Raw genomic sequence first — 24,727 nt, 5'->3', positions numbered from 1 at the left:
CACGAAAACGGGATGCCACCAAATCGGTGGCATCCCGTTCGCGACTGCGATATAACAACCGGCCGTTACTGAGGGTCGGAAATGATCCCCGCTTCCAGAGCCGCTTCGATTCGCTCCTCGGGCATGATCTCCTCCGCCTTCGCGGTGGCCTCCAGTGGTCCGGGAAAGTGGCACGCGACGCGATGACCCTCCAGCAGGGTCTCGATCTCGATCAGCGGCGGCTCTTCGTTCGCGCACACGTCTTGCGCCTTGGGGCAGCGAGTGCGGAACCGGCAACCCGACGGCGGGTTGATCGGACTGGGCATGTCGCCGAAGGCGTGCACACGTGTCCGGTTCGCGCCCTTGTCCGGGTCCGCTTCCGGCACTGCGGCCAGCAGCGTGTGCGTGTACGGGTGGTGCGGGTTGGAGTACAGCGAGGTGCGGTCGGCGATCTCCACGATCTTGCCGAGGTACATCACCGCGACCCGCTGGGAGAAGTGCCGGACCACCGCGAGGTCGTGCGCGATGAACACGAACGCGATGCCCAGGTCCCGTTGCAGGCCCTGGAGCAGGTTGATCACCTGGGCCTGGATCGACACGTCGAGCGCGGAGACCGGTTCGTCGGCCACGATCAGCCTCGGTTGCAGCGCCAGCGCGCGGGCGATACCGATCCGCTGGCGCTGCCCGCCGGAGAACTCGTGCGGGAAGCGGTTGTAGTGCTCGGGGTTCAGGCCCACACGTTCGAGGAGCTCCTGAACCCGCTTTTTTCGGCCACCCTCGGGAGCGATCCCGTTGACCTCCATCGGCGACGCGATGATCGCGCCCACCGTCTGTCGCGGGTTCAGCGACGAGTACGGGTCCTGGAAGATCATCTGGATCTCGGTGCGGATCGGCGCGATCTGCCGCCGGGTTGCGTGCGTGATGTCCTTGCCGTCGTAGCGGATCGTGCCGCCGGAGGGTTCGAGCAGCCGGCTGATCAGCCGGCCGGTCGTGGACTTGCCGCAACCGGACTCGCCGACCAGGCCCACGCTCTCCCCCGCCGCGACCGACAGGTCGATCCCGTCCACCGCGCGCACCTGGAGCATCTTGCGGCGGACCAGGCCGCCCCCCTTGACGGGGAAGTACTTGACCAGGCCCCGCACGTCGAGCAGCGGCTCGCCGGGCGACTCGGGCGCCGGGTCCGGGGTCGGCGCCGGGGACTCGCTGATCGTCTCGGTCATCGTCGTTACTCCTGCTTTCTACCGTCGTCGGCCGGGCTGGGGCGGTCAGCCCAGCAGCGGACGGACGTCGTCGATGAAGATCCGCTGCTTGTCCTCGGCGCTCAGGTGGCACGCGGCACCTCGGCCGTCCACCAGGGCGAGCGGCGGGCGCTCGGTCGAGCACCGATCGCCACCCACCGCGTCGACGTAGTCGCACCGCGGGTGGAACGGGCAGCCCGAGGGCGGCGCCAGCAGGCTCGGCGGGGTGCCGCGCACCGGCCGCAGCGGGATGTCGACGTCGCCCGACAGGTTGGGCATCGAGGACAGCAACCCCCACGTGTACGGGTGCCGGGGGTTCTTCAGCACCTCGCGCACGGTGCCCCTCTCCACGCTGCGCCCCGCGTACATCACCAGCACGTCGTGCGCCATCGACGCGATCACGCCGAGGTCGTGCGTGATGAACAGGATCGCGGTGCCGAACTCGTCCTGGAGGTCCCGCAACAGATCGAGGATCTGCGCCTGGACCGTCACGTCGAGCGCGGTCGTCGGCTCGTCGGCGATCAGCAGGTCGGGGTCGCAGACCAGGGACATCGCGATCATCGCGCGCTGGCGCATACCACCGGAGAAGTGGTGCGGATAGTCGTTCACGCGGGTCTTGGGATTGGGGATCCCGACCCGGTCCAGCATCTCGATGGCCCGCGCGTGCGCGTCATGCCGATTGGCGCCCGTATGCCGGCGGTAGGACTCGGCGATCTGCTCGCCGACCGTGTAGAACGGCGACAGCGCAGTCAGCGGGTCCTGGAAGATCATCGAGATCCGTCGCCCGCGCAGGTCGCGCAGCTTGCGCTCGGGCATCCTGACCAACTCGTGGCCGTCGAACCGGATCTCGCCCTCGATCCTGGTCCGCTCGCGGTTGTGCAGCCCCAGGATGGTCAGCGAGGAGACCGACTTACCCGATCCGGACTCGCCGACGATGCCGAGCGTGCGACCCTTCTCGACGTCGAAGGACAACCCGTCGACGGCCTTGACCACGCCGTCCTCGGTGGTGAAGTGGACCTGTAGGTCGCGGACCGACAAGAACGCGTCGGGCCGGTCGCCGGACGGGCTCGAATCCCGCTGCTTGACCAGACTCGCGGTGCCGTCGGTGGTGTCGGTGCCGGCGGCCATGTCCTGCTCCTGGGCCTGTTCGTCGGAGACCGTGGCATCCGTGGATGTCGCGGCGGTGGTGGGCTTGGTGGACGCTTCGGATGGGGCGGGGCTCGTGGCAGCGCCGCGGCGCAGTCTCATCGCGGGCCGCCCGTCATGACAGCCGCACCCGGGGGTCGATGGCCACATAGGCCATGTCCACCGCGAGGTTCGCGAGCATCGTGAAGGTGGCCGCGACCATCACCACGCCCATCATCATCGGCAGGTCGGAGTCGACCACCGAGGACACCGCGAGCATGCCGATACCGTGCAGGCTGAAAGTGGACTCGGTGATGATCGTGCCGCTCATCAAGACGCCGATGTCGACGCCGAGCACGGTGACGATCGGGCTGAGCGCGCCGCGGAACGCGTGTTTGAGGTAAACGCTACGCCCGGACAGGCCCTTGGCCTTGAGTGTTCGGACGTAGTCCTCGGACAACACGTCGACCATCGTGGATCTGGTGAGGCGGCAGTACATCGCCATATGGATGGTCATCAGACACACCCACGGCAGCAGCAACGCGGACGCCCATCCTCCGGGATCACCGAAAAACGATGGGGGGTCCGTCGGGCGGTCGAGCCATCCGAGTTGCTGTACGAAGACGTAGATGAACAGCGGGCCCAGGACGTAGATCGGGGCGGAGCCACTGAGCAGCGCAACGCTGGTGGCCACCTTGTCCGTGGTCTTGCCGCGCTTGAGCGCGGCCAACACGCCCATCCCGATGCCGATCGTAATGCTCAGCAGGATCGCGCCGATCGCGAGCGACAGGGTCACCGGGAAACGGTCGGCCAACTTGTCGAAGACGTTCTCGTTGTTGGCGAACGAGTAGCCCAGGCACGGCGCGTCGCACACGTTGTCACCGATGGTACGTCCGGTGAAGATCCCCGAGATGAAGATCCAGAACTGTTCGATGAGGGATTTGTCCAGGCCGAGGTTCTGCCGGACGACTTCGCGCATCTCCGGGGTGCAGTTGCGACCGCACGAAAGTCGTACGACGTCGTCGGCGCCGGAGGCCGCGAAGAAGAGATAGAAGGTGATGCCGCTGACGACGAGCAGGATCGCCACTACGCCGATCAGCCGACGGACCAGGAATCGAAGCATGAGGCCGGGCTTCCTCCGCGATGTGCCCAGGGGGTGGATCCGTCCCGCCGCGTCGGTCCGGGACCCCGTCTCGGGGTCCCGGACCGAACGCTTCACCGTCGGATCAACCGGAAGAGGGGCTGACGGCTACTACTTGACGAAGATGTTGTGCAGGTCGATCGCACCGTGGATGTTCAGCCCGGCCCCACCGATCTGCGGGCCGTAGACGAGACGGTGCCGCTGGTACAGGTACGGGATCGTCGGCACGTCCTCCATGATCTTCTGGTCCAGCTTCATCCACTCGACGGCCTGCTGGTTCACATCCGTGATCTTGAGGATCCGGTCGATCTCCGCGTTCACGCTCGGGTTGTTGTACTGCGAGTAGTTCTCACCGTCGTCGGTGACCTTGCGACCGTCGAAGACCGGGGTGTAGACGGTGGCACCGGTCGGCCAGTCCGCGCCCCAGCCGGCCCAGTACAGGTCGCAGGGAGTGTCCAACTTGCCGATGACGTCGTAGTACTCCTTGTCGGAGATCTCCTTGCGCTCCATCTGGAAGCCCGCCTTGTTCAGCGAGTCGATGATGGGCAGCGCACGCTCCTGCTGGGTCTTGGACGTGGTGAAGCAGAAGACGACCTTCTGGCCGACCTTGCCCGCCGCTTCCAACATCTGCTTGGCCTTGGCCTGGTCACCGTCCGGCGGCAGACCGTCGAACAGGCTCTTGTACGGCGCGAAGCCGAGCTGCGTCACCGACGCGAGCGAGTTCGCGAAGTCGCCGGCGGTCGGGCCGCCCTCGGCCAGTCGGGCCGAGTTGCGCGGGAACGCGGTCAGCATCGCCTTGCGCACGTTGACGTCGGTGATCCGCTTGTTGTTGATGTCCCAGCGGTTCGTGTACGGGCCCACGGCGTCGGTGACCCGGTTCTTGAGTGCCGGGTCGGTCGCGATCTGCTGCGCGAAGTTGGCGTCGGGGCGCTCGTTGAGGGTGAACGCGGCGGCGTCACTGCCGGCCGCGGCGGTCAGCCGCTGGAACTGCTGCGGAGCCGTGACCCCGAGCTCGAACTTGAACTGGTCCACGTACTGGTGCCGGATCGCGTCGGTGGCCGGGTCCCAGTTCGGGTTCTTGTCGAGCACCAGAGACTTGTCCGGCTCGTGCGAGGTGACCTTGTAGGGACCGCTCGCGAACGGCTTGCGGTCGTTGTCGTCCTTGGTCTCCTTGGCCTTGGGCATCGGCGACGAGGTACCCATGGCGACCGCGAACGGGAAGTCGGGGTGCGCCTCGGTCAACTTGAAGATGATCGTCTTCGCGTCGGGCACCTCGATCTTGTCCGGGCCCAACTCCTTGCCGTTGAACGGGCCTTCGTAGGCCTCGAAGTAGTTCTCGGTGCCGGTGAGCCACTGCTGCACCCACTTGGGGCCCTGGTTGTAGGGCTTGTGGAAGGAACGTTCCACTCCGTACTTGACGTCCGCCGCGACGATCGGCGAGCCGTCCTCGTACTTGAGGTTGTCCTTCAGGGTGAACTTCCAGGTTTTGCCACCGTCGGTGGTGCTGCCCGGGTCCGTGGCCAAGTCGCCGACGAGCGTGGTCTTGTCGCCCTCCTTCTTGTAGAAGGTCAGGCGCCGGGAGACCAGTTCGGAGATGGTCATCAGGTTGCTGACATACGTGCGCTGCGGGTCGAGGTGGGAGAAGCCGCTTCGGTTGAGGACGCCGGCGACCCCACCCTTCTTGGCCCCGGGGATCTCGGGAGCGGGCCCCTTCGAGTCCGCAGCCGTACCCACGGAGACCGCCGCGGTCTTGGCCTGCGGCTTGCCCTGCTCTTCCTTCTCGTCCCCGCCACCGCTGCTGCACGCGGACGCCGAGGCCGCGAGGGCCCCCACTGCGAGCAACGCGGCGAACCGGTGCTTCCCCGTCGTTTTCATGTAATCCCCTCGTTAGGAAATCCGGGTTCACCCGGCTGTGCCTTACGGCGTGCAGGAAGTGCCAGAAGCAGACTTGAAGGCCGCGACGGGATGCGGTTTACGCGCGTCGGCCCGGAGGGCGACCGCTGTCCGTCACCGGTTGGCCTTGGGGTCCAGCGCGTCGCGAACCGAGTCGCCGAAGAGGTTGAAGGCGAGCACGAAGAGCACCATCGCGGCGGCCGGGAAGGCCATGTACGTGACGTCGCTCTGCATGTTCTCGAAGCCCTTGTGGATCATCCGGCCCCAGTCGGGGGTCGGCTCCGTCATGCCGACGCCGAGAAAGGAGAGTGCGGCCTCGGTGGTGACGTAGGTCGGCACCTCGATCGTCGCGACGATCAGGATCGGGGTCCACAGATTGGGCAGGAGCTCGCGAAAGATGATCCGCTTGGAGCTCGCGCCGCTGATCTTGGCGGCTTCGATGAACTCGCGTTCACGCATCGACAGCACCTGCCCACGCAGGATGCGGGCGATCCGGGTCCAGCCGAATATCGACAGCACGATGATCAGCGCCGTGGCCCTCAGCCAGGCCGGCGTGGTCTCGCGGTCGCTCACGAACAGTGCGAGGGCGATCGGCGTGAAGGCAATGAAGAACAGCTGCGAGGGCATCGCCAGGAGGGTGTCGATGACCCGACTGATCACATAGTCGGTCCGGCCGCCGAGGTAGCCGGCCGTGATCCCCAGGATGGTGCCCGTGATCGTGACGATCAGGACCACGATGATCGCGAGCAACAGGGACGTCCGGATGCCGTAGACGAGCTGGGTCAGCACGTCCCGACCCAGCGTCGGCTCGATGCCGAACCAGTAGTCCCCGGACATGCCGCCGTTGGGCGCGATCGGGAAGCCGCGAGAGTTGAGCAGCCCGGGCTCGGTCTGGCCGTAACGCGTGTACGGGTTCTTTCCGTACAGCTTCGAGATCAAGGGCGCGGCAAAAGCGATCACGAAAAAGAAAATAACTATGGCCGTCGAGACCATACCGATACGATCCTTGCGGAAACGCCGCCAGGCCAGTTGGCTCGGCGAGCGCCCCACTATCTCTTTCGGTACGGCGCCGACGCCCGTCTTGTCGAGCATCGCGCCGGGTTCCCCTGAAGCCGAGGGTCCGCCCGCTTCCGGGACCAGCTGGGGTTGCATGGTCATTGCCGCAAATACCCCCGAGGTGAGGTCGGGTTCGACCGAGTGCCGTTTGGTTTGGTGGCCGCACGGACTCTCGCAACCCAATTACCCGGACGTCAAGAGGCAGTCAGAGTAAACCTTGAAACGGAAAGTAATTAACATTTGCGTTTCTTTGGAACTTCGGAGTTGATCGATTATTGATCGATTATTTCGCTCACATAGCCAACATAACGAATATAACCGGGCAAAGATATCGACTTGGTCTCGGCATGCGAAAAGCCGGTGACCTGCGGGTTCGACCGCAGGTCACCGGCTCGTCTCGGGTCGCGCGACGGCGACCGTCAACCGATCAGCGCTTGGCGCGCGAGGCCGAGCGGCCACGCTCCTTCTGATCGAGAACGACCTTGCGGATGCGCACGGTCTCCGGGGTCACCTCGATGCACTCGTCCTCGCGGCAGAACTCCAGCGCCTGCTCCAGCGAGAGCCTGCGCGGCGGGATCAGCTTCTCGGTCTCGTCGGAGGTCGACGAGCGCATGTTGGTGAGCTTCTTCTCCTTGGTGATGTTGACGTCCATGTCGTCGGCGCGCGAGTTCTCGCCGACGATCATGCCCTCGTACACCTCGGTGGTCGGCTCGACGAACATTTGGCCGCGCTCTTGCAGGTTCATCATCGCGAACGGCGTCGCGACACCCGCGCGGTCGGCGACCAGCGAGCCGTTGTTGCGGGTCCGGATCTCGCCGAACCACGGCTCGTAGCCCTCGTGCACGCTGTGCGCGATGCCGGTGCCCCGGGTGTCCGTGAGGAACTCGGTGCGGAAGCCGATCAGGCCGCGCGCGGGCACCACGAACTCCATCCGGATCCAGCCGGTGCCGTGGTTGGTCATGGTCTCCATGCGGCCCTTGCGGGATGCCAGGAGCTGGGTGATCGCGCCGAGGTACTCCTCGGGCGAGTCGATGGTCAGTCGCTCGACCGGCTCGTGGATCTTGCCGCCCACCTCGCGGGTGACCACCTGCGGCTTGCCCACGGTGAGCTCGAAGCCCTCCCGGCGCATGGTCTCGACCAGGATCGCCAGCGCGAGCTCGCCGCGGCCCTGGACCTCCCACGTGTCGGGACGCTCGGTCGGCAGCACGCGCAGCGACACGTTGCCGACCAGTTCGCGCTCGAGGCGGTCCTTCACCAGGCGGGCGGTGACCTTGTGGCCCTTGCCGCCCTTGCCGACCAGCGGCGAGGTGTTGGTACCGATGGTCATCGAGATCGCGGGCTCGTCCACGGTGATCAGCGGCAGCGGACGCGGGTCCTCGGGGTCGGCGATGGTGTCGCCGATCATGATCTCCGGGATGCCGGCGATGGCGATGATGTCACCGGGGCCGGCCTCCTCGGCGGGCTTGCGCTCGAGCTGGTCGGTCATCAGCAGCTCGGTGATCTTGACCCGCTCGATGGTCCCGTCGTGCCGGCACCAGGCGGCCTGCTGGCCCTTGCGGATGGTGCCCTGGTGTACGCGGCACAGTGCGATCCGGCCGAGGAAGTTGGACGCGTCCAGGTTGGTCACGTGCGCCTGGAGCGGTGCGCCCTCGTCGTACTCCGGAGCCGGGATGGAGTCCAGGATGGCCTGGAAGAACGGCTCCAGGCTGTCGCTGTCGGTCGGCACGGTGCCGTCCGTGGGACGCACGAGGGTGGCCACACCGTCCCGCGCGCACGCGTAGACGATCGGGAACTCGATCTGCTCCTCGGTCGCGTCCAGGTCCATGAACAGCTCGTAGGTCTCGTCGACGACCTCGGAGATGCGCGAGTCGGGACGGTCGACCTTGTTGATGCACAGGATGACCGGCATCTTCGCCGCGAGCGCCTTGCGGAGCACGAAGCGGGTCTGCGGAAGCGGGCCTTCCGAAGCGTCGACGAGCAGCACGACGCCGTCCACCATCGACAGGCCGCGCTCCACCTCTCCGCCGAAGTCGGCGTGGCCGGGTGTGTCGATGATGTTGATGGTGACCGTGGGGCCACCGTCCTTCGGGTGATAGGCGACGGCGGTGTTCTTCGCGAGAATGGTGATGCCCTTCTCGCGCTCCAGGTCGTTGGAGTCCATCACCCGATCGTCCATCTGGTGGTGGGCACTGAACGTGCCCGCCTGCTTCAGCATGGCGTCGACGAGGGTGGTCTTGCCGTGGTCGACGTGGGCGACGATGGCGACGTTGCGGATGTCATGGCGCGTGGGCACGGCTGCGTGTCTCTCGGCTTCAGTCGGGGATGCTACGGACGGGCCGGCGACCGCGAGCCTCCTCAGCCGCGCGATGGGCATCGCGCGAACCGGCCTGCCTCCTCGGCGCCAAGGTCAATCGTACGGGGAGGAGCGTCCCCCGCTCGGTGCCGGCGCCCGCCGGCCGCCGTTCGAGGGCCCCACAGGGCAGAATCCGTAGGTGTGAGCGAGTCTGGCGAGTCCTTCAACGAGCGCATCCGCAAGCGGTGGTCCCGGCGGGCCGCCGACCGACCGGACGGGTCCTTTGGACCTGTTTCGCCCGATATGGGGGCCGACGCGACGCCCCCGCCGTCCGATCAGGGCACCCCGACGGGGCGGGCCCGGCTGCTCTACGAGCGGGCCACCGAGGCGTATCGCGACGGGGATGTAGCAATGGTCGAACAATTGGCCGATCTCATCCCCGAGGGCCCCGAAAGTGAGCCCTATCGCACTTTCGCGCGAGTCCAGTCGCTGGAGGCACACGCCGACGACGCGGCCGCGGCGGCGGTCGCCCGGGCCTACCTGGACCGGATCGGCCCGAGTCACCCCGCGTGGGACACCGCCCGCGCGCTGTTCGGCGAGGTGATGGTGCAGGCGCTGATCATGGGCACGGTGCCGCTCGCGGACAACCTGGCCGCCGCCGAGGAGGCACTGCGCAAACCCGACGACTCCTACCGGCACCCGTCGGGTGCGACCATCCGCCTCGAGGCCGAGGACGACGAGCCGCTGCTGATGGTGCTGCACGGAAACGCGACGAAGGCGGTACGGGCCGCCAAACGCCTTGTCGCGGCCGAAAAGCGCTCGTCTCGTGCGGGGCACGCCGACGCATTGTGTACTTTCGCGCTGTGCGTGTGCGCCGCAGGCGACATCACCGCCGCCCGCGCGGCGCTCGTCGAAGCGGAAGGCGTTCTTCCCGGCCGCCCGCGCATCGCCGCGACCCGCACCCGGGTGGAATCCAGTCCGGCCGCCACATTGCGCTCGGAAGATCGTTAAACCTCGACTTTCACCGAGCATCGCCACGAATTGAAACCCCGTTCGTCCTGATCACCGGAAATTCGATCTTGATCCATCAAGATCGAATTTCCGGTGATCTTTGTATCGGTGATCATGTTTTTCCGATCTGTGACCCACCAGATCCGCGAAACACTTTCCATCGATTGATCGTTCGCGCCAGACTGCCGACGTTCCCACCTCGGGAATCAATGGCAAGTCCGCAACACCATCCCCATCCCCCGGCCCCCGACGACGTGGCGCCGGAAAAGCAGGAGGTGAGCGCGATCTTGACGACTCGGGCGCACGAGGACCTGGCCCAGGCCAGGCGCAGGCTCGACGATCTGACACGCGCGGTGCGCGCTCTGCGCCGCACGCTCGGCGACACGTACGGCGTCCGCAGACTCGGCGACGACGTGGAACGGGCGCGGACCAGTCTCGGCTTCCTGGCCGAGACGGTCGCCGAGAGCGAACCGGTGGTCGCTCCCGTCCCGACGCCGACCGAAGTGATGTCCGACCTGCCCTACGACCCGATCCTCTTCGCGGACGCGGACGACGAAGGCGTGGGCGGCATGCGTCCGTCCCGCCGGACAGGAAGGTGACGTCTTGGCTACAGGGACGACGGGACCCGCCGGCGGTACCGGCACCAACGCGCCCGGCCGGGCCCGGATCCAGGCCCGGCATCTGCGCACGGACCGCTGGTGGCTCTCGCCGGCGGTGACGGTGGCCATCCTGTCCGCCTTCATCGTCTACTCGACCTGGCGCGCGTTCGCGAACGACGACTACTTCGCCGAGCCGTACGTGTCGCCGTTCTACTCGCCGTGTCTGGCGTCCAAGTGCGACAGCATGCCGATGAGCGCGAACGCGCCGCTGTTCGGCGACTGGTGGGGGTTGTCCCCGGCCCTGCTGATCCTGATCTTCCCGCTGGGCTTCCGGCTGACCTGCTACTACTACCGCAAGGCCTACTACCGGGGCTTCTGGGCATCGCCGTCGGCGTGCGCGGTCCCCGAGCCGCGCGGCAGGTACTCGGGCGAGACCCGGTTCCCGCTGATCATGCAGAACATCCACCGCTACTTCTTCTACTTCGCCACCGTGGTGGCGGTGATCCTGTCCTGGGACGTGCTGATCGCGTTCCGCGACGAGCACGGCGCCTGGGGGCACATGGGACTCGGCACCCTGGTGCTGCTCGCGAACGTGCTGCTGATCTGGGCGTACACGCTCTCCTGCCACTCGTGTCGGCACATCGTCGGCGGCAAGCTCAAGCACTTCTCCAAGCACCCGGTGCGCTACCGCTTCTGGGGCTTCGTCAGCAGGCTCAACGGTCGGCACATGGAACTGGCCTGGGCCTCGCTGTTCAGCGTCGCGCTGGCCGATCTGTACGTGTACCTGGTCGCGAGCAACGCCTTCGACGACCCCCGCTTCTTCTGAGCACCGGCTCGCCCCGGCCCCGGACCCACCGCACCTGCCCGACTCAGTACACATGCCCAGCCCAGTACAGGAGTTGCCCTCGTGTCCGAAGTGGAACGTCATTCGTACGACGTAGTCGTGATCGGCGCGGGCGGCGCCGGGTTGCGGGCCGCGATCGAGGCCCGCATGCGCGGCCTGCGCACCGCCGTCGTCTGCAAGTCGCTGTTCGGCAAGGCCCACACGGTGATGGCCGAGGGCGGAATCGCCGCCTCGATGGGCAACGTGAACTCGCAGGACAGCTGGAAGGTGCACTTCCGCGACACGATGCGTGGCGGAAAGTTCCTCAACCACTGGCGGATGGCCGAGCTGCACGCCAAGGAAGCCCCGGACCGGGTCTGGGAGTTGGAGTCCTGGGGCGCGCTGTTCGATCGCACCGCGGACGGTCGGATCAGCCAGCGCAACTTCGGCGGCCACGAGTACCCGCGCCTGGCGCACGTCGGCGACCGTACCGGGTTGGAACTGATCCGCACCCTCCAGCAGCAGATCGTCGCCCTGCAACAACAGGACGAGCGCGAGTTCGGCGACCCCGAGGCCCGGCTGAAGGTCTTTCAGGAGTGCACGATCACCCGCCTGTTGACCGTCCCGGACGCCGGTTCCGACACCGGCAACCGGATCACCGGCGCATTCGGCTACTGGCGCGAGTCGGGCCGCTTCACCGTCTTCGACGCGCCGGCCGTCGTGCTCGCCACGGGCGGCATCGGCAAGGGCTTCAAGGTGACCTCGAACTCGTGGGAGTACACCGGCGACGGGCAGTCCCTCGCGTTGCTCGCGGGGGCGCCGCTGATCAACATGGAGTTCGTCCAGTTCCACCCCACCGGCATGGTCTGGCCGCCGTCGGTAAAGGGCATCCTGGTCACCGAGTCGGTGCGCGGCGACGGCGGAGTGTTGCTCAACTCCGAGGGCAAGCGGTTCATGTTCGACTACATCCCGGACGTGTTCAAGGAGAAGTACGCCAAGTCCGAGGCCGAGGGCGATCGTTGGTACACCGACCAGGAGAACAACAAGCGCCCGCCCGAGCTGCTGCCCCGGGACGAGGTGGCGCGCGCGATCAACTCCGAGGTCAAGGCGGGCCGCGGCTCGCCGCACGGCGGGGTGTTCCTGACCGTGGTCGGCCGGATGGCGGGCGGCACCGAGGAGATCCGCCGCAAACTGCCGTCGATGTACCACCAGTTCAAGGAACTGGCCGACGTGGACATCACCACCGAGGCGATGGAGGTCGGGCCCACCTGCCACTACGTGATGGGCGGGATCGCGGTGGACCCGGACACCGCGGCGACGCCGGGCGTGCTGGGCCTGTACGCGGCCGGTGAGGTCGCCGGTGGCATGCACGGCAGCAATCGGCTCGGCGGCAACTCGCTGTCCGACCTGCTGGTGTTCGGCCGACGCGCAGGCGAGCACGCGGCGCGCTATGCCGAGGCGCTCGGCGAGGAGCGGCGCGAGGCGGCCCGGGAGCAGATCGACGCGGCCGCCGCCGAGGCGTTGGCGCCGTTCGCCGTGGAGAGCGCGGAGAACCCGTACACGGTCCACCAGGAGCTCCAGCAGACCATGAACGACCTGGTCGGCATCATCCGCCGGGAGGGCGAGATGGCCGAGGCGCTGACCCGCCTCGACGAGCTCAAGGCCCGCGCGGCCAAGGCCGGCGTGGAGGGCCATCGGCAGTACAACCCGGGCTGGCACCTGGCCCTGGACCTGCGAAACATGCTGCTGGTCTGCGAGTGCGTGGCGCGCTCGGCGTTGGAGCGCCAAGAAAGCCGCGGCGGGCACACCCGTGACGACTTCCCGGCGATGTCGGCCCAGTGGCGTCGGGTGGTACTGGCGTGCTCGATCGTCGACCCGGACGCGGAGCACCTGTCCGTGACCCTGACCCGGAGCGAGGCCGTACCGATGCGCGCCGACTTGCTCGAACTCTTCGAGCGCGACGAGCTGAAGAAGTACCTGACCGACGCAGAACTTCCCGGGGAGGACGGCTGATGTCCTACAAGGCTGACTTTCGCATCTGGCGCGGCGATGTCGACGGCGGCGAGCTGCGCGACTTCAAGGTCGAGGTGAACGAGGGCGAGGTCGTCCTCGACATCATCCACCGTCTCCAGGCCACTCAGGCCCCGGATCTCGCGGTGCGCTGGAACTGCAAGGCGGGCAAGTGTGGTTCGTGCAGCGCCGAGATCAACGGCCGCCCCCGGCTGCTGTGTATGACGCGGATGAGCACGTTCGCGCCGGAGGAGGTGGTCACGGTCACCCCGATGCGCACGTTCCCGGTGATCCGCGACCTGGTCACCGACGTGTCGTTCAACTACGCCAAGGCGCGGCAGGTGCCCTCGTTCACGCCGCCGGCGGACCTGAAACCGGGCGAGTACCGGATGCAGCAGGTCGACGTCGAACGTTCGCAGGAGTTCCGCAAATGCATCGAGTGCTTCCTGTGCCAGAACACCTGCCACGTCATCCGTGACTTCGAGGACAACAAGGCGGCCTTCTCCGGGCCACGTTTCCTGATGCGGATCGCCGAGCTGGACATGCACCCCCTGGACGTCGCGGACCGGCAGAAGGCCGCCCAGGAGGAGCACGGCCTGGGTCTGTGCAACATCACCAAATGTTGTACGGACGTGTGCCCGGAGCACATCCACATCACCGACAACGCACTGATTCCGATGAAGGAGCGGGTGGCGGACCGCAAGTACGACCCGCTGGTGTGGCTGGGCAACAAGATCCGGCGGCGGGGGTCCGGGGACTGACGGGGAGGCGGCCCCGCGGCTCGAAGGGGGTCGGGGGCCGCTTGTCGGAGGCGGCGGTGGTTGGGGCGGCCGCGGTGAGGGCGACGGGCCGGGCGAGGCGGCCGGTCACGCGGGCCGGCCGGAAATCGTCGGTCGGCTCGGGGCCGCGCCCAAAGCGGCACGCAGGGCGTCGGCCAACGTGTCCATACGCTCGGCCGGGACCCGCTCGCCCTCCGGGCGCCCGAGCATCGCGAACACGCCCGGCCCACGCAGCTCCGCCGCCAGGTCGGGCGGTCGCGGCACGATGTGGAAGTGCACGTGCGCGAACCCCTCACGCTCGGCGAACTGGGCCACGTAGGTCTTCGTGCACCCGGTCACCTCGCGCAGCGCCCGCGCGAGCGCGGCCTGCCAGGTCCCGAGCGCACCCGCCTCGTCCCCGGTCAACTCCGCGATCGACACGACGTGCCGCCGCGGAACCAGCACCAGCCACCCCGGCAACGCACTGTCGAACGCGTGCGCCACCCGCCACCACGCATCGAACGCAATCCGCTCCCGCGACGGCAACTCGCCGAACCGCGTCTCCTGATCGCAGGAGTGACAACCGGTCCCACTCGGCTCCATGGGTCGACCTCCTCGCTCGGCAGGACAAACGCTCTTCGTGGCGGCGGGGAATCGAAGAACGACAGGTGCAACTGTCGGCGCCGTAAGCGGGCACCGCGCTCGTGTCCCAGCCGCAAAGACGCCGTCCGAGAGTCGGCGATATCGAGCGCGCAGAGCTGCGACCTGCGGAACCGTCGTTTCGGCAAGGGGTCGACCCGTGACCGAGTCGACCCCTTCCGAGCTGCATGTTTGCCACGTGAGCGACGTGGTGTTCTTTCATCCGCTCACACGTTGAAGCGGAACTCCACCACGTCGCCGTCCTGCATGATGTAGTCCTTGCCCTCCATGCGGGCCTTGCCCTTGGTGCGGGCCTCGGCGCGGCTGCCGGTTTCGACCAGGTCGTCGAAGCCGATCACCTCGGCCTTGATGAAGCCGCGCTGGAAGTCGGTGTGGATCACGCCGGCGGCCTCGGGGGCGGTGGCGCCCTTGGCCACCGTCCAGGCGCGGGCCTCCTTGGGGCCGGCCGTCAGGTAGGTCTGCAGGCCCAGGGTGTCGAAGCCGACCCGGGCCAGGATCGACAGGCCGGATTCCTCCTGGCCCAGGCTCTGCAGCAGCTCCAGGGCCTCGGCCTCGTCCAACTCGATCAGCTCGGACTCGATCTTGGCGTCCAGGAAGATCGCCTCGGCCGGCGCGACCAGCTCGCGCAGCTCGGCCTTGAGCTCCTCGTTGACCAGCTCGTCCTCGTCGACATTGAAGACGTACAGGAACGGCTTGGCGGTGAGCAGGTGCAGCTCGCGCAGCGGCTCCGGATCGAGGCCGGCGGCGAAGACCGTGGTGCCCGCCTCCAGCACCTCCTTGGCCTTCTCCACGGCGGCGGCCACCGCGATCTTGTCCTTCTGCAGGCGCGAGTCCTTCTGGAGTCGCGGCAGGACCTTCTCGATCGTCTGCAGGTCGGCCAGGATCAGCTCGGTCTCGATGATCTCCTTGTCGTCGACCGGCGAGATCTTGCCGTCGACGTGCACCACGTCCGGGTCGTTGAAGACCCGGATGACCTGGCAGATCGCGTCCGACTCGCGAATGTTGGCGAGGAACTTGTTGCCCAGGCCCTCACCCTCGGAGGCGCCGCGCACGATGCCGGCGATGTCCACGAAGTCGACCGTGGCCGGGATCTTCTTGGCCGAGCCGAAGATCTCGGCCAACGTGTCCAGACGCGGGTCCGGCACGCCCACCACGCCCACGTTCGGCTCGATGGTCGCGAACGGGTAGTTCGCCGCGAGCACGTCGTTCTTGGTCAGGGCGTTGAAGAGCGTCGACTTGCCGACGTTGGGCAGGCCGACGATTCCGATGGTGAGCGACAACTGGATTCCCTGGCTTCTCGGCGATCGATGTGGCGCGCTGCGGACATACAAGCGCCTGCGGAAAGTGTAGGTGGTGGCCTGTGGCCAGTAGCATCCCTGGTTTCGTACGTCGGCCACTCAACGACGGGGACATCGATGAGCCGCACCTCGAACACCAACCACAACCGCAGGCAGCTGGTGGACGGCGTCCTGTGGGAGTCCAAGCCCATGCGGATCCTGTTGCTCACCGCGTTCGTCCCGATCGCGCTCGGCCTGTTCGACGTGGCCGACCTCGGGCTGCCGACCGTCGTGGCCTTCGCGCTCTACGGCGGGCTCAGCCTCTTCGTCCTCCTCGGCTTCGCGCTCTACCAGTACCGAAAGTTGTCGATCGGGCCCAACGGTCTGGTCTTCCACGGCCTGTTCCGCACCCGCGGCCTGCGCTGGGAGGAGATCTCCTCGGTCGAGGCCAAGCTGAAGGTCGGCAGCGGGGACACCCCGTGCTACGCGATCGTGCGCTGCGCGATGCGTGCCGGCGGCCGCAAGCAGCACACGATCAACTTCCTGGACCAGGGGATGTTGCCCTACCTGGCCGTGGACCTGCGTCGATACGCCGCGCCGCGTGGCATCCCGGTCCAGGTGCTGAGCACCGACGAGGTGGTCCGCACGGTGGACCTGGTGGAAAGCGGCATCCAGGTGTGACCCCGACCCCCGACCCGACCGACCCGGCCACGCCCCGCCACGGCCACGACCACCGCGCCGGCGGCGCGCCGAGCACCGGTCGGCCCGAATTACTCGCCCGCGACCGCCACCAATCCCGCCCGAACAAGCGTCCTCCCTGGTGAACCCCGAGAAATCGGGGCAGGAACGGATCGGTCGAAGACGAGGTGAGCGGCGACCGGGCGGCCGGCTCGACACGGGTGGGGTGAGGTTTTTCGTGTTCTTGGACGGGTTTGACCGTGATGCGGCAATACCTTGGGTCAATGGAACAGCGCAGCCGAACGGGAGCGCGTCCCGTTCCGACCCGGAACCCACCGAAACGGCCTCCCGTGCCGGCACCGGGACGAGGTGAAACCATGCGCCGTCGACCCGACCCGTCCACCCCGCCGCCCACGACGCCGGGTACCGGCCGCGAGCCGGCTCGGAACCGGACCGGGAGCTCCCCGGCCCGAGCACAGGCCCGACCACGCCGGCCGGTCCCGCCGCGGCGGGCGAACGGCGCACCGGGCGGATTCCGGATGTCCGGCAGCGGCCTCACCGCCGCGGGTGCGGCCGTGTTCGGCCTCGGCGGCACGCTGCTCGGCGGCCTCGTCGACCACTTGGCGACCGACGAACTGGGCTTCGTGTTCGGGCTCGCGTTCCTGATCAGCTCGGTGTTCGTGGCCTGGAAGGTGCGCGCCCGGAACTGGATCGCCGCGATCATCACGCCCCCGATCGCGTTCGCCGCGACCGTCGTGCTCGTGAGCACACTCCTGGGCACCGACACCCAGGAGAGCTACCTCACCCGGGTGGGCCTGGACCTGATCACAGCGCTGTCCTTCAAGGCGGGCCTGCTGTGGGGCGGTACGGCCCTGGCCGGCATCGTCGTCCTGATCAAGCGCCGAGCGGCCGACCACCTCTGACCCGGGTGGGGCCCGCCCACAACGCCGCAGGGCCTGTCCGTTTTCCCGGACAGGCCCCCGCACCACGGTTCCTCGATCCGGCGACGTTTTTGCCCGGCACCTTTTCCACCCGGCACCGGGCACGAGCGCGCCCGCCGCTCAGGCGTTGCGCAGATCCCGGCGCAGCTCCTGCGGCAGCGCGAACTGCAGCCGTTCCTCGACCGACCGGTGGATGTGCACGTCGCCGAAACCACGCTCGGCCAGCCACGCGAGCACGCCGTCCACGAGCACCTCGGGCACCGACGCACCGGAGGTGACGCCGACCGTGCCGACCCCCTCCAGCCACTCGTCCTTCAGCTCTTCCGCGTAGTCGACCAGGTACGACGCCCGGGCGCCCGCCTCCAGCGCGACCTCGACCAGACGCACCGAGTTGGACGAGTTGGTCGAGCCGACCACGATCACCAGGTCCGACTCGGCGGCGATCTGCTTCACCGCGACCTGGCGGTTCTGCGTCGCGTAGCAGATGTCGTCGCTTGGCGGGTCGATCAGCAGCGGGAGCTTCTTGCGCAGCTCCTTGACCGTGGCGACGGTCTCGTCCACGGACAGCGTGGTCTGGGAGAGCCAGGCCACCTTCGACGGGTCGCGCACCTCGACGTTCGCGACGCCCTCGGGGCCGTCCACCAGGTGGATGTGATCGGGCGCCTCACCGGCGGTGCCGATCACCTCCTCGTGCCCCTCGTGGCCGATCAGCAGGATGTCGTAGCCCTCCTCGGCGAAGCGCACGGCCTCCTTGTGCACCTTGGTCACAAGCGGGCACGTGGCGTCGATCGTGCGCAGCGAACGGGCCGCCGCCTCCTCGTGCACCACGGGAGCCACACCGTGGGCGGAGAAGACGACCGTGGCACCCTCGGGCACCTCCGCGGTCTCGTCCACGAAGATCGCGCCGCGCTTCTCCAGCGTCTCGACGACGTATTTGTTGTGCACGATCTGCTTGCGCACGTACACCGGCGCACCGTACAGATCGAGGGCCTTCTCGACGGTCTCGACGGCTCGGTCGACGCCCGCGCAGTACCCCCGGGGGGCGGCGAGCAGGACGCGGCTGGTTGACGACATGGGTCCATCGTACGGGCGGCCCCGGGTGATCCACCTGCGTCCGCGCGGCAAAGCGCGCGTAATAGGGCCCTTTGTCGGAGCCGATCCTCGATGCGTCGCGCCCCTCGGGTCCCGGCCCCCAAGATCCACCGAGGTGTTCCTGCTCGGCGCGTGCTCGTTCGTGCACCTGTGCCGCCGGACCCGGCACCTGTCCTGGACGATCGGGGGGTACGTGGGGTCAGAGCGTGTACTTGGAGAAGAACGCCCACATCAGTTCATTGGCCGAGACCTCCTGGTTGATCCGGCCGAACCCGGGCACCTCGGTGCCCGCCGCGCCCGGCCAGGTGTGCCCCGCGTCGGACTGCGTGTACAGGATCACCGCCGCGCCGCCCGCGCAGCCGGTGTACGCGGTGCGCTCGACGTGCCGGGACACGCGCGTGCGCACCGGCGTGCTCGGGCAGTCGTCGATCGCGGCCCAGCGCCGCACCGCATCGGTCACCGGGTAGGTCCAGCGCGACGCGATCCCGCCCTCGTAGGGGTTCGCCTGGTCGGCCAGGCCGTGGAAGGTCAGCACCGGGACCGGTCGGATCGCACGGCACGGCGCCGGCCGGGCGCCGTCGGTGCCGTCCGCACGCAGGCCCGCGACCGGGGCGATCGCCGCTAGCCGCCGACTGAGCGTGCAGCCGAGCAGCGAGGTCATCCGGGCGCCGCCGGAGAACCCGGTCGCGTACACGCGGCGATCGTCCAGGCACAACGAGCGGTCCAGCGCGTCCAGCGTGGCGCCGACGAAGCCGACCTCGTCCCGGCCGCCGACCGCGGCCGGGTGTCCGCCGTACAGCGGCACGCCGGGGATGTTCCAGGCCCGCCCGCCGGCCGAACCGGGATGACTCAGGCCGCCTTCCGGGACCGCGACGACGAAGCCGTGGCGTTCGGCGGAAGCACCCAGACCGGTGATCGCCATCTGCGCCGGGCCGGTGCTGTTGCTGCCGTGCAGGTTGAGCACCAGCGGGCGCGGGGCCGCGCCGTCGTAGCTCTGCGGGACGTACGCCTGGACCCGGTACGTCTCGCCGGAGAAGGACACCGGGACGGTCACCCATCCCTGCCGGTCCCGCCCATTGCACCCGGTGTCCGCGGCGGAGGATCCGGCGGTGGCGGCCGGGCCGGTCTGGTGGGCGGTCAGTCGGGCCAACGCGAACACCGCGAGCACCGCGGCGACCGCGGCGAACACCGCGAGCATCCGACCCACTCGCAGGCCCGCGCACCGGAATCCCGCCACAGCCACCCCACCTCGTTCGGCGATCCGGGTCCGGATCCGGTTCATTTCGGGAACACGTCCCCGAACTCCGACGTTCGCGAACCGTCAAAGGTTGCCTCATGCGGCGACCGCTCGGCACGTAGAGTTGTCCGCCATGACCGGGACCCGCATCGTCGTCGGCGCCGCGATCCTCCATCGAGGGCGCGTACTGGCCGCGTGCCGCAGCGCGCCTGCCGAGTTGGCGGGTGGGTGGGAGTTCCCCGGCGGCAAGGTCGAACCCGGCGAAAGCGAGTCCGCCGCGCTGGTGCGCGAGTGCCACGAGGAACTCGGCGCGACCGTGCGACCGGTCCGCCGGCTGCCCGGGGCGTGGCCGCTCGCTCGGGGATACGTATTGCACGTGTGGCTCGCCGACCTGGTCGCGGGCGAGCCGCAGGCGCTCCAGGACCACTCGGCGCTGCGCTGGCTGGGCCCGGACGAGGTGCCCGGGCTGGCGTGGCTGGCACCGGATCGCCCGGCGGCGGAACTGGTCGCGATCGAGTTGGGCGGGCACGACGCGCGAAACGCACGGCAGCCGATGGCGCACCCGGGGGCGGCTCGGCCGTACCCGGGGGCCGGGCTTGAGAAAGTGATCAACCGGGAAAACGGTCCGGAGTAGCAGCGACAAAGGGATCCGCCGTCGATGGAGCAGCAGCGCCGAGAAGCCGACCGGAATCCGGGGGACGCGGCCCGGCGATCCTCGGCGCCCGGCTCCCTGTTCGACCTCGTGCCGTCGGCCACGTGGGTGCTTGACGCCGACGGCCGGATCGTGATGTGGAGCGCGGCCGCCGAGCAGCTGTTCGGCTACCGGCGCGAGGACATCCTCGGGGCCCACGCGGTCGACCTGGTGCATCCGCCGTTCACCGCCGCGCAGGAGGCGGCCACCCAGCAGGCGGTCGCGGACGCGGACGTCTTCGCCGGCTCGTACACGATGCGCCGCGGCGACGGCACGATGTGCACGGTCGAATCGCGCGCGGCATTCGCCGAGGACCTGGCCGGGAACCGCTTCGTCCTGATCACCTCGATGGACTCGACGGTGGTGCGCAAGGTCGAGGCCGACCTGGCGATCCGCGAGGCGCTGTTCGACCAGTCACCGATCGGGGTGGGCATCTTCGACGCCGACCTGCGCTACGTCGCGGTCAACGACGCGCTCGCCGCGATCAACCGGACGCCCGCCGAGGAACACATCGGGCGCCGGCTCGAAGAGGTTCGTCCCGGGATGGACACCGAGCGGGTGCGCACGATCCAACAGCGTGTCCTGGAGACCGGCGAGCCCGTGGTCGACTCTCGGATCTTCGGCCCGATCCCCACCGACGGCAGCCCGCGCACCGTGTGGTCGATGTCGTACAACCGCCTCGAGGCGCCCGGCGGCCGGATCCTGGGCATCAGCTGCTCGCTGATCGACGTGACCGAGCGGCACTACGCGATGGTCAAGGTGGATGCCGCGCGCAAGCGGCTCGCGCTGCTCAACGAGGCCGGCACCCGGCTCGGCGCCACCTTGGACGTCCCCCGGATCGCCGAGGAGCTGACCGCGTCGGTGGTGCCCGGCTTCGCCGACCTGGCCGCCGTGGACCTGCTGGAGGCGATCGTCCGGGGCGAGGAGATCCCACCCGGCGCACACGCCGAGAAGGCCCGCCTGCAACGGGTCGCCTCGCGCGGCGCACGCCCGGGGCGGTACACCGACGAACTGCTCCACCAGGGCAGCACCCTGGTGTACGCGGCCGACTCGACGTTCGGCCGCTGTCTGCGCACGGGCGGCTCGTACCTGATGCGCAACGTGCAGGACGACATGTACGACGAGCTGATCCACGACCCCGGCCGGGCCGAGGCCGCCCGGGCGCTGGGCCTGCACACGATGATCGTGGTCCCGCTCAGCGCCCGCGGGGTGGTGCTCGGCACGATGCTGCTCGGGCGCGGCGAGGGCCGGCCCGCCTTCGACCCGGACGACCTCACGCTCGCCACCGAATTGGGCGCGCGAGCGGCGGTGTCGGTGGACAACGCTCGGCTGTACCACCGCCAGCGGGAGACCGCGGTGATGCTCCAGCGCAGCCTGCTGCCGCAGAACCTGCCGGAGTTGCCGGGCATCTCGGTCGCGCACCGATACCTGCCGGGCAGCTCGGTGACCGAGGTGGGCGGCGACTGGTACGACGTGATCCCGCTGTCGGGCGGCCGGATCGGGCTCGTGGTCGGCGACGTGATGGGGCACGGCGTGCACGCGGCGGCGGTGATGGGCCAACTGCGCACCGCGGTACGCACGCTCGCGGGCCTGGAACTGCCGCCGGCCGAGGTGCTCGGGCACCTGGACGACATCGTGGTGGGGCTCGGCGAACTCCACTACGCGACGTGTGTCTATGTGGTCTACGACCCGGTTGCACGCACCTGCGAGTTCGCCAGCGCGGGCCACATGCCGCCGGTGCTGGCACCGGCGGGCGGCCGGCCGCGCGTGATCGACAACCCGCCCGGCACGGTCCTGGGGGTGGGCGGTCTCGGCTTCGAGCAGGGCGATTTCACGGTCGAGTCGGGCAGCACGCTGGTGCTGTACACCGACGGCCTGGTGGAGACCCGGGACCGCTCCCTCGACGTGGGCATCGACCTGCTGTGCGATGCGGTGGCGGGGCCGCCGGGCCCGCTCGGGCATCTCGCCGACAAGATCCTCGCCGACGTCCACGAGGAGCCCGGCTTCGACGACGTGGCCCTGCTCGTGGCCCGCCTGGACGCGCTCGCCGAGGACTCGGTGGCGTCCTGGTGGCTGCCGGCCGAACCCGCCGTGGTCTCCCGCGCCCGCGAACTGAGCCGCAAGACCCTCACCGAGTGGGGCCTGGACGCCCTGGTCGACATCACCGAGCTGCTGGTCAGCGAACTGGTCACGAACGCGCTCCGGTACGGCGCCGGCCCGATCCGGCTCCGCATGCTGCGCGGCCGGGCGCTCCTGTGCGAGGTCGCCGACGCGGGCACCACGCTCCCGCGGATGCGCGAGACCGAGGACACCGACGAGGGGGGCCGCGGCCTCCAACTGGTCAACCAACTCGCCGAACGCTGGGGCAGCCGAAAGTCCGGCCACGGCAAGACGGTCTGGTTCGAACTCCCGCTGCCGGAGTAGAGGTCGAGCCGGGATTCGTCGTCCGAGGGCGCCGACCACACGGCGGGGAAGCGCCCCGCCGCGGCGGCTTCGATGCGCGGCCCCGGCCCGGACTGCTCTCGTCGGTCGGTCGGGCGGTTAGCCTCTGGGGATGGCTCTCACCACTTCTGCCGATGCGCCCCTGCCCGTGGCGGAGATTTCTCGGTTGATCGGGGGGTGGATCGATCGGCTCGGGGATGTGTGGGTCGAGGGGCAGATCACCCAGCTCAGTCGGCGGCCCGGGGCCGGGGTGGTGTTCATGACGCTGCGCGATGCCGAGCAGGACGTGTCGATCTCGGTGACCTGCTATCGGAAGGTGTTCGACGCGGTCGGGGACATCGTGACCGAGGGCTCGCGGGTGGTCGTGCACGCGAAGGCGGACTGGTACCGGGCGCGCGGGACGTTGTCGTTGCGGGCCGCGGAGATTCGGCCGGTGGGGATCGGCGAGTTGTTGGCGCGGTTGGAGCAGCTCAAGCGGGCGCTCACCGCCGAGGGGCTGTTCGATCCGCGGCACAAACAGCCGCTGCCGTTTCTGCCGCACCGGGTCGGGTTGATCTGTGGGCGTGCCTCGGCCGCCGAACGGGACGTGTTGGAGAACGCCAGGCGGCGTTGGCCGGCCGTGCGGTTCGCAGTGCGCAACGTCGCGGTGCAGGGAGTGAGCGCGGTATCCCAGGTGGTCGCGGCGATCCGCGAGTTGGACACCGACCCGGACGTCGACCTGATCGTGGTGGCCCGGGGCGGCGGCAGCGTGGAGGACCTGCTGCCGTTCTCCAGCGAGGAGTTGGTGCGGGTCGTCTTCGCGTGCACGACGCCGGTGGTGAGCGCGATCGGGCACGAGCCGGATTCGCCGCTGCTGGACCTGGTGGCCGACTATCGGGCGTCCACGCCCACCGACGCCGCGAAGCGGATCGTGCCGGACATCCGCGAGGAGTTGCATCGGGTGCACCAGGTGCGCGATCGCGGGCGGCTCGCGCTGCGGGCTCGGCTCGATCGGGAGTACCAGGGCCTGCGGGCCGCCCGTTCACGGCCGGTGTTGGCCGATCCGCAGCGCATGGTGGACCTGCGGTCGGAGGAGGTGGCCGGGCTCGTGGATCGTTCCCGGCGCACCCTGCGGCACCTTCTGGACCGCGCCGCGAGCGACCTCACGCACACGCGCGCGCGGGTCGTCGCGCTCTCCCCCGCGGCCACCCTGGAGCGCGGCTACGCGGTGTTGCAGCGGGCGGACGGGCACGCGGTCCGCGATCCCGCGGAGGTGGCGGCCGGCGATCGGCTGACCGCCCGCGTGGCGGCCGGACGCTTCGAGGTGGTCGTCCCGAAGGACTGATCGATCCAAGGACCGATCAACCCCAGGCGCGACCGATCAACCCCAGGCGTGCGCCGGCCGCGCCGTCACCCTCACACATCCGGATTATTGACCCGTTCGTATGACAAGCAGTGATGTCTCACCCGATCGGCGGTGAAAACGGCTTAGTTTGCGCGTGTGTTGCGTCATCTGCTCGCCGCGTCCGCGTTGTTGCTCACCGGCGTCGCCACGTCCTCCGTGGCCGCCGCCGACGACTCGCCCGCGCGGTGGAATCCGTCAGCCGCCGACTCCTACGTCAACTACGTCGCGCCCAGGGATCCGTTGCCGCCCGACGGGCCACCGGGCACGTCGACCGAGGTGCGTGAGCACGCGCTCGCGGCCGAGCAGCGGGCCCGGCAATACGATCGCAAGTTCGCCGCGGGCAACCCGGCCCCCGCCCGCCGGCTCGCCCGCGCGGAGGCGACCGCGGCCCGGACCGGC

The 24,727-nt window shown here is 68.9% G+C and carries 20 protein-coding genes and 1 pseudogene; 11 read left to right on the top strand and 10 right to left on the bottom strand.

All coding sequences use genetic code 11. From position 1 onward, the window contains the following. Nucleotides 1-65: 65 nt before the first annotated feature. From ABZS54_RS15415 to typA, 6 genes are all read right to left on the bottom strand, one after another. Nucleotides 66-1,199, bottom strand: coding sequence for an oligopeptide/dipeptide ABC transporter ATP-binding protein (locus tag ABZS54_RS15415; protein ID WP_355535004.1), 1,134 nt, complete (start codon nucleotides 1,197-1,199; stop codon nucleotides 66-68). A 45-nt stretch (nucleotides 1,200-1,244) separates the two neighbouring features. Further along, nucleotides 1,245-2,345 (bottom strand): ABC transporter ATP-binding protein, encoded by a 1,101-nt coding sequence (locus ABZS54_RS15410; RefSeq protein WP_355535064.1) that lies wholly within the window; start codon nucleotides 2,343-2,345, stop codon nucleotides 1,245-1,247. A 133-nt stretch (nucleotides 2,346-2,478) separates the two neighbouring features. Beyond that, nucleotides 2,479-3,465 carry an ABC transporter permease gene (locus ABZS54_RS15405; protein WP_355535002.1) on the bottom strand — a complete coding sequence of 329 codons (987 nt, stop codon included), beginning with the start codon at nucleotides 3,463-3,465 and terminating at the stop codon, nucleotides 2,479-2,481. A 129-nt stretch (nucleotides 3,466-3,594) separates the two neighbouring features. Next, nucleotides 3,595-5,358 carry an ABC transporter substrate-binding protein gene (locus tag ABZS54_RS15400; RefSeq protein ID WP_355535000.1) on the bottom strand — a complete coding sequence of 588 codons (1,764 nt, stop codon included), beginning with the start codon at nucleotides 5,356-5,358 and terminating at the stop codon, nucleotides 3,595-3,597. Nucleotides 5,359-5,490: 132 nt separating this feature from the next. Then, nucleotides 5,491-6,468 carry an ABC transporter permease gene (locus ABZS54_RS15395; RefSeq protein ID WP_355535062.1) on the bottom strand — a complete coding sequence of 326 codons (978 nt, stop codon included), beginning with the start codon at nucleotides 6,466-6,468 and terminating at the stop codon, nucleotides 5,491-5,493. A 391-nt stretch (nucleotides 6,469-6,859) separates the two neighbouring features. After that, a complete protein-coding gene (gene typA / locus ABZS54_RS15390; RefSeq protein ID WP_355534998.1) occupies nucleotides 6,860-8,725 on the bottom strand; it encodes a translational GTPase TypA in 1,866 nt (621 codons plus the stop codon). Nucleotides 8,726-8,926: 201 nt separating this feature from the next. Here typA and ABZS54_RS15385 point away from each other — a divergent pair, with 201 nt between their 5' ends. The 5 genes from ABZS54_RS15385 to ABZS54_RS15365 all read left to right on the top strand — a co-directional run bounded on the left by ABZS54_RS15385 (nucleotide 8,927) and on the right by ABZS54_RS15365 (nucleotide 13,929). Further along, the gene (locus ABZS54_RS15385; protein WP_355534996.1) at nucleotides 8,927-9,736 is read left to right on the top strand and encodes a hypothetical protein; all 810 of its coding nucleotides are present in this window, start codon (nucleotides 8,927-8,929) and stop codon (nucleotides 9,734-9,736) included. Nucleotides 9,737-10,011: 275 nt separating this feature from the next. Further along, entirely contained in the window at nucleotides 10,012-10,335 is a 324-nt protein-coding gene (locus ABZS54_RS15380) for a hypothetical protein (protein WP_355534994.1), read from the top strand. 4 nt (nucleotides 10,336-10,339) lie between these two features. Continuing rightward, entirely contained in the window at nucleotides 10,340-11,161 is an 822-nt protein-coding gene (locus tag ABZS54_RS15375; RefSeq protein WP_355534993.1) for a hypothetical protein, read from the top strand. A gap of 81 nt (nucleotides 11,162-11,242) precedes the next feature. Next, the gene (locus tag ABZS54_RS15370) at nucleotides 11,243-13,171 is read left to right on the top strand and encodes a fumarate reductase/succinate dehydrogenase flavoprotein subunit (protein WP_355534991.1); all 1,929 of its coding nucleotides are present in this window, start codon (nucleotides 11,243-11,245) and stop codon (nucleotides 13,169-13,171) included. Continuing rightward, a complete protein-coding gene (locus ABZS54_RS15365; RefSeq protein ID WP_355534989.1) occupies nucleotides 13,171-13,929 on the top strand; it encodes a succinate dehydrogenase/fumarate reductase iron-sulfur subunit in 759 nt (252 codons plus the stop codon). The genes ABZS54_RS15370 and ABZS54_RS15365 overlap by 1 nt, the downstream gene beginning before the upstream one ends. A 105-nt stretch (nucleotides 13,930-14,034) precedes the next feature. Here the strand turns inward: ABZS54_RS15365 and ABZS54_RS15360 are convergent, their stop codons facing one another. Both ABZS54_RS15360 and ychF read right to left on the bottom strand, forming a co-directional pair. Then, the gene (locus tag ABZS54_RS15360) at nucleotides 14,035-14,529 is read right to left on the bottom strand and encodes an HIT family protein (protein WP_355534987.1); all 495 of its coding nucleotides are present in this window, start codon (nucleotides 14,527-14,529) and stop codon (nucleotides 14,035-14,037) included. Nucleotides 14,530-14,792: 263 nt separating this feature from the next. Continuing rightward, nucleotides 14,793-15,866 carry a redox-regulated ATPase YchF gene (gene ychF, locus ABZS54_RS15355; RefSeq protein ID WP_355534985.1) on the bottom strand — a complete coding sequence of 358 codons (1,074 nt, stop codon included), beginning with the start codon at nucleotides 15,864-15,866 and terminating at the stop codon, nucleotides 14,793-14,795. 135 nt (nucleotides 15,867-16,001) lie between these two features. Here ychF and ABZS54_RS15350 point away from each other — a divergent pair, with 135 nt between their 5' ends. Both ABZS54_RS15350 and ABZS54_RS15345 read left to right on the top strand, forming a co-directional pair. Further along, nucleotides 16,002-16,544: a hypothetical protein gene (locus ABZS54_RS15350; protein WP_355534983.1), complete on the top strand. Its 543-nt coding sequence runs from the start codon at nucleotides 16,002-16,004 to the stop codon at nucleotides 16,542-16,544. Between the two features lie 536 nt (nucleotides 16,545-17,080). Continuing rightward, entirely contained in the window at nucleotides 17,081-17,464 is a 384-nt protein-coding gene (locus ABZS54_RS15345) for a DUF6542 domain-containing protein (RefSeq protein ID WP_355534981.1), read from the top strand. A gap of 138 nt (nucleotides 17,465-17,602) precedes the next feature. On the opposite strand, the gene ABZS54_RS15340 is transcribed toward ABZS54_RS15345, so the two are convergent. Both ABZS54_RS15340 and ABZS54_RS15335 read right to left on the bottom strand, forming a co-directional pair. After that, nucleotides 17,603-18,556, bottom strand: coding sequence for a 4-hydroxy-3-methylbut-2-enyl diphosphate reductase (locus ABZS54_RS15340; RefSeq protein ID WP_355534979.1), 954 nt, complete (start codon nucleotides 18,554-18,556; stop codon nucleotides 17,603-17,605). 217 nt (nucleotides 18,557-18,773) lie between these two features. Continuing rightward, entirely contained in the window at nucleotides 18,774-19,811 is a 1,038-nt protein-coding gene (locus tag ABZS54_RS15335; RefSeq protein ID WP_355534977.1) for a PHB depolymerase family esterase, read from the bottom strand. A 133-nt stretch (nucleotides 19,812-19,944) separates the two neighbouring features. Here ABZS54_RS15335 and ABZS54_RS15330 point away from each other — a divergent pair, with 133 nt between their 5' ends. From ABZS54_RS15330 to ABZS54_RS15315, 4 genes and pseudogenes are all read left to right on the top strand, one after another. Then, nucleotides 19,945-20,445, top strand: coding sequence for a (deoxy)nucleoside triphosphate pyrophosphohydrolase (locus ABZS54_RS15330; RefSeq protein ID WP_355534975.1), 501 nt, complete (start codon nucleotides 19,945-19,947; stop codon nucleotides 20,443-20,445). 24 nt (nucleotides 20,446-20,469) lie between these two features. Beyond that, the gene (locus ABZS54_RS15325; protein ID WP_355534973.1) at nucleotides 20,470-22,926 is read left to right on the top strand and encodes a SpoIIE family protein phosphatase; all 2,457 of its coding nucleotides are present in this window, start codon (nucleotides 20,470-20,472) and stop codon (nucleotides 22,924-22,926) included. A 130-nt stretch (nucleotides 22,927-23,056) separates the two neighbouring features. Continuing rightward, nucleotides 23,057-24,268 (top strand): exodeoxyribonuclease VII large subunit, encoded by a 1,212-nt coding sequence (gene xseA / locus ABZS54_RS15320; protein WP_355534971.1) that lies wholly within the window; start codon nucleotides 23,057-23,059, stop codon nucleotides 24,266-24,268. Between the two features lie 156 nt (nucleotides 24,269-24,424). After that, nucleotides 24,425-24,727, top strand: a pseudogene (locus ABZS54_RS15315) (protease); the annotation flags it as partial.

Source organism: Embleya sp. NPDC005575, assembly GCF_040605455.1.
GTDB lineage: Bacteria > Actinomycetota > Actinomycetes > Streptomycetales > Streptomycetaceae > Embleya.
Note: the sequence above shows the minus strand (reverse complement) of the source record. Positions and strands in the feature narration are given on the sequence as shown.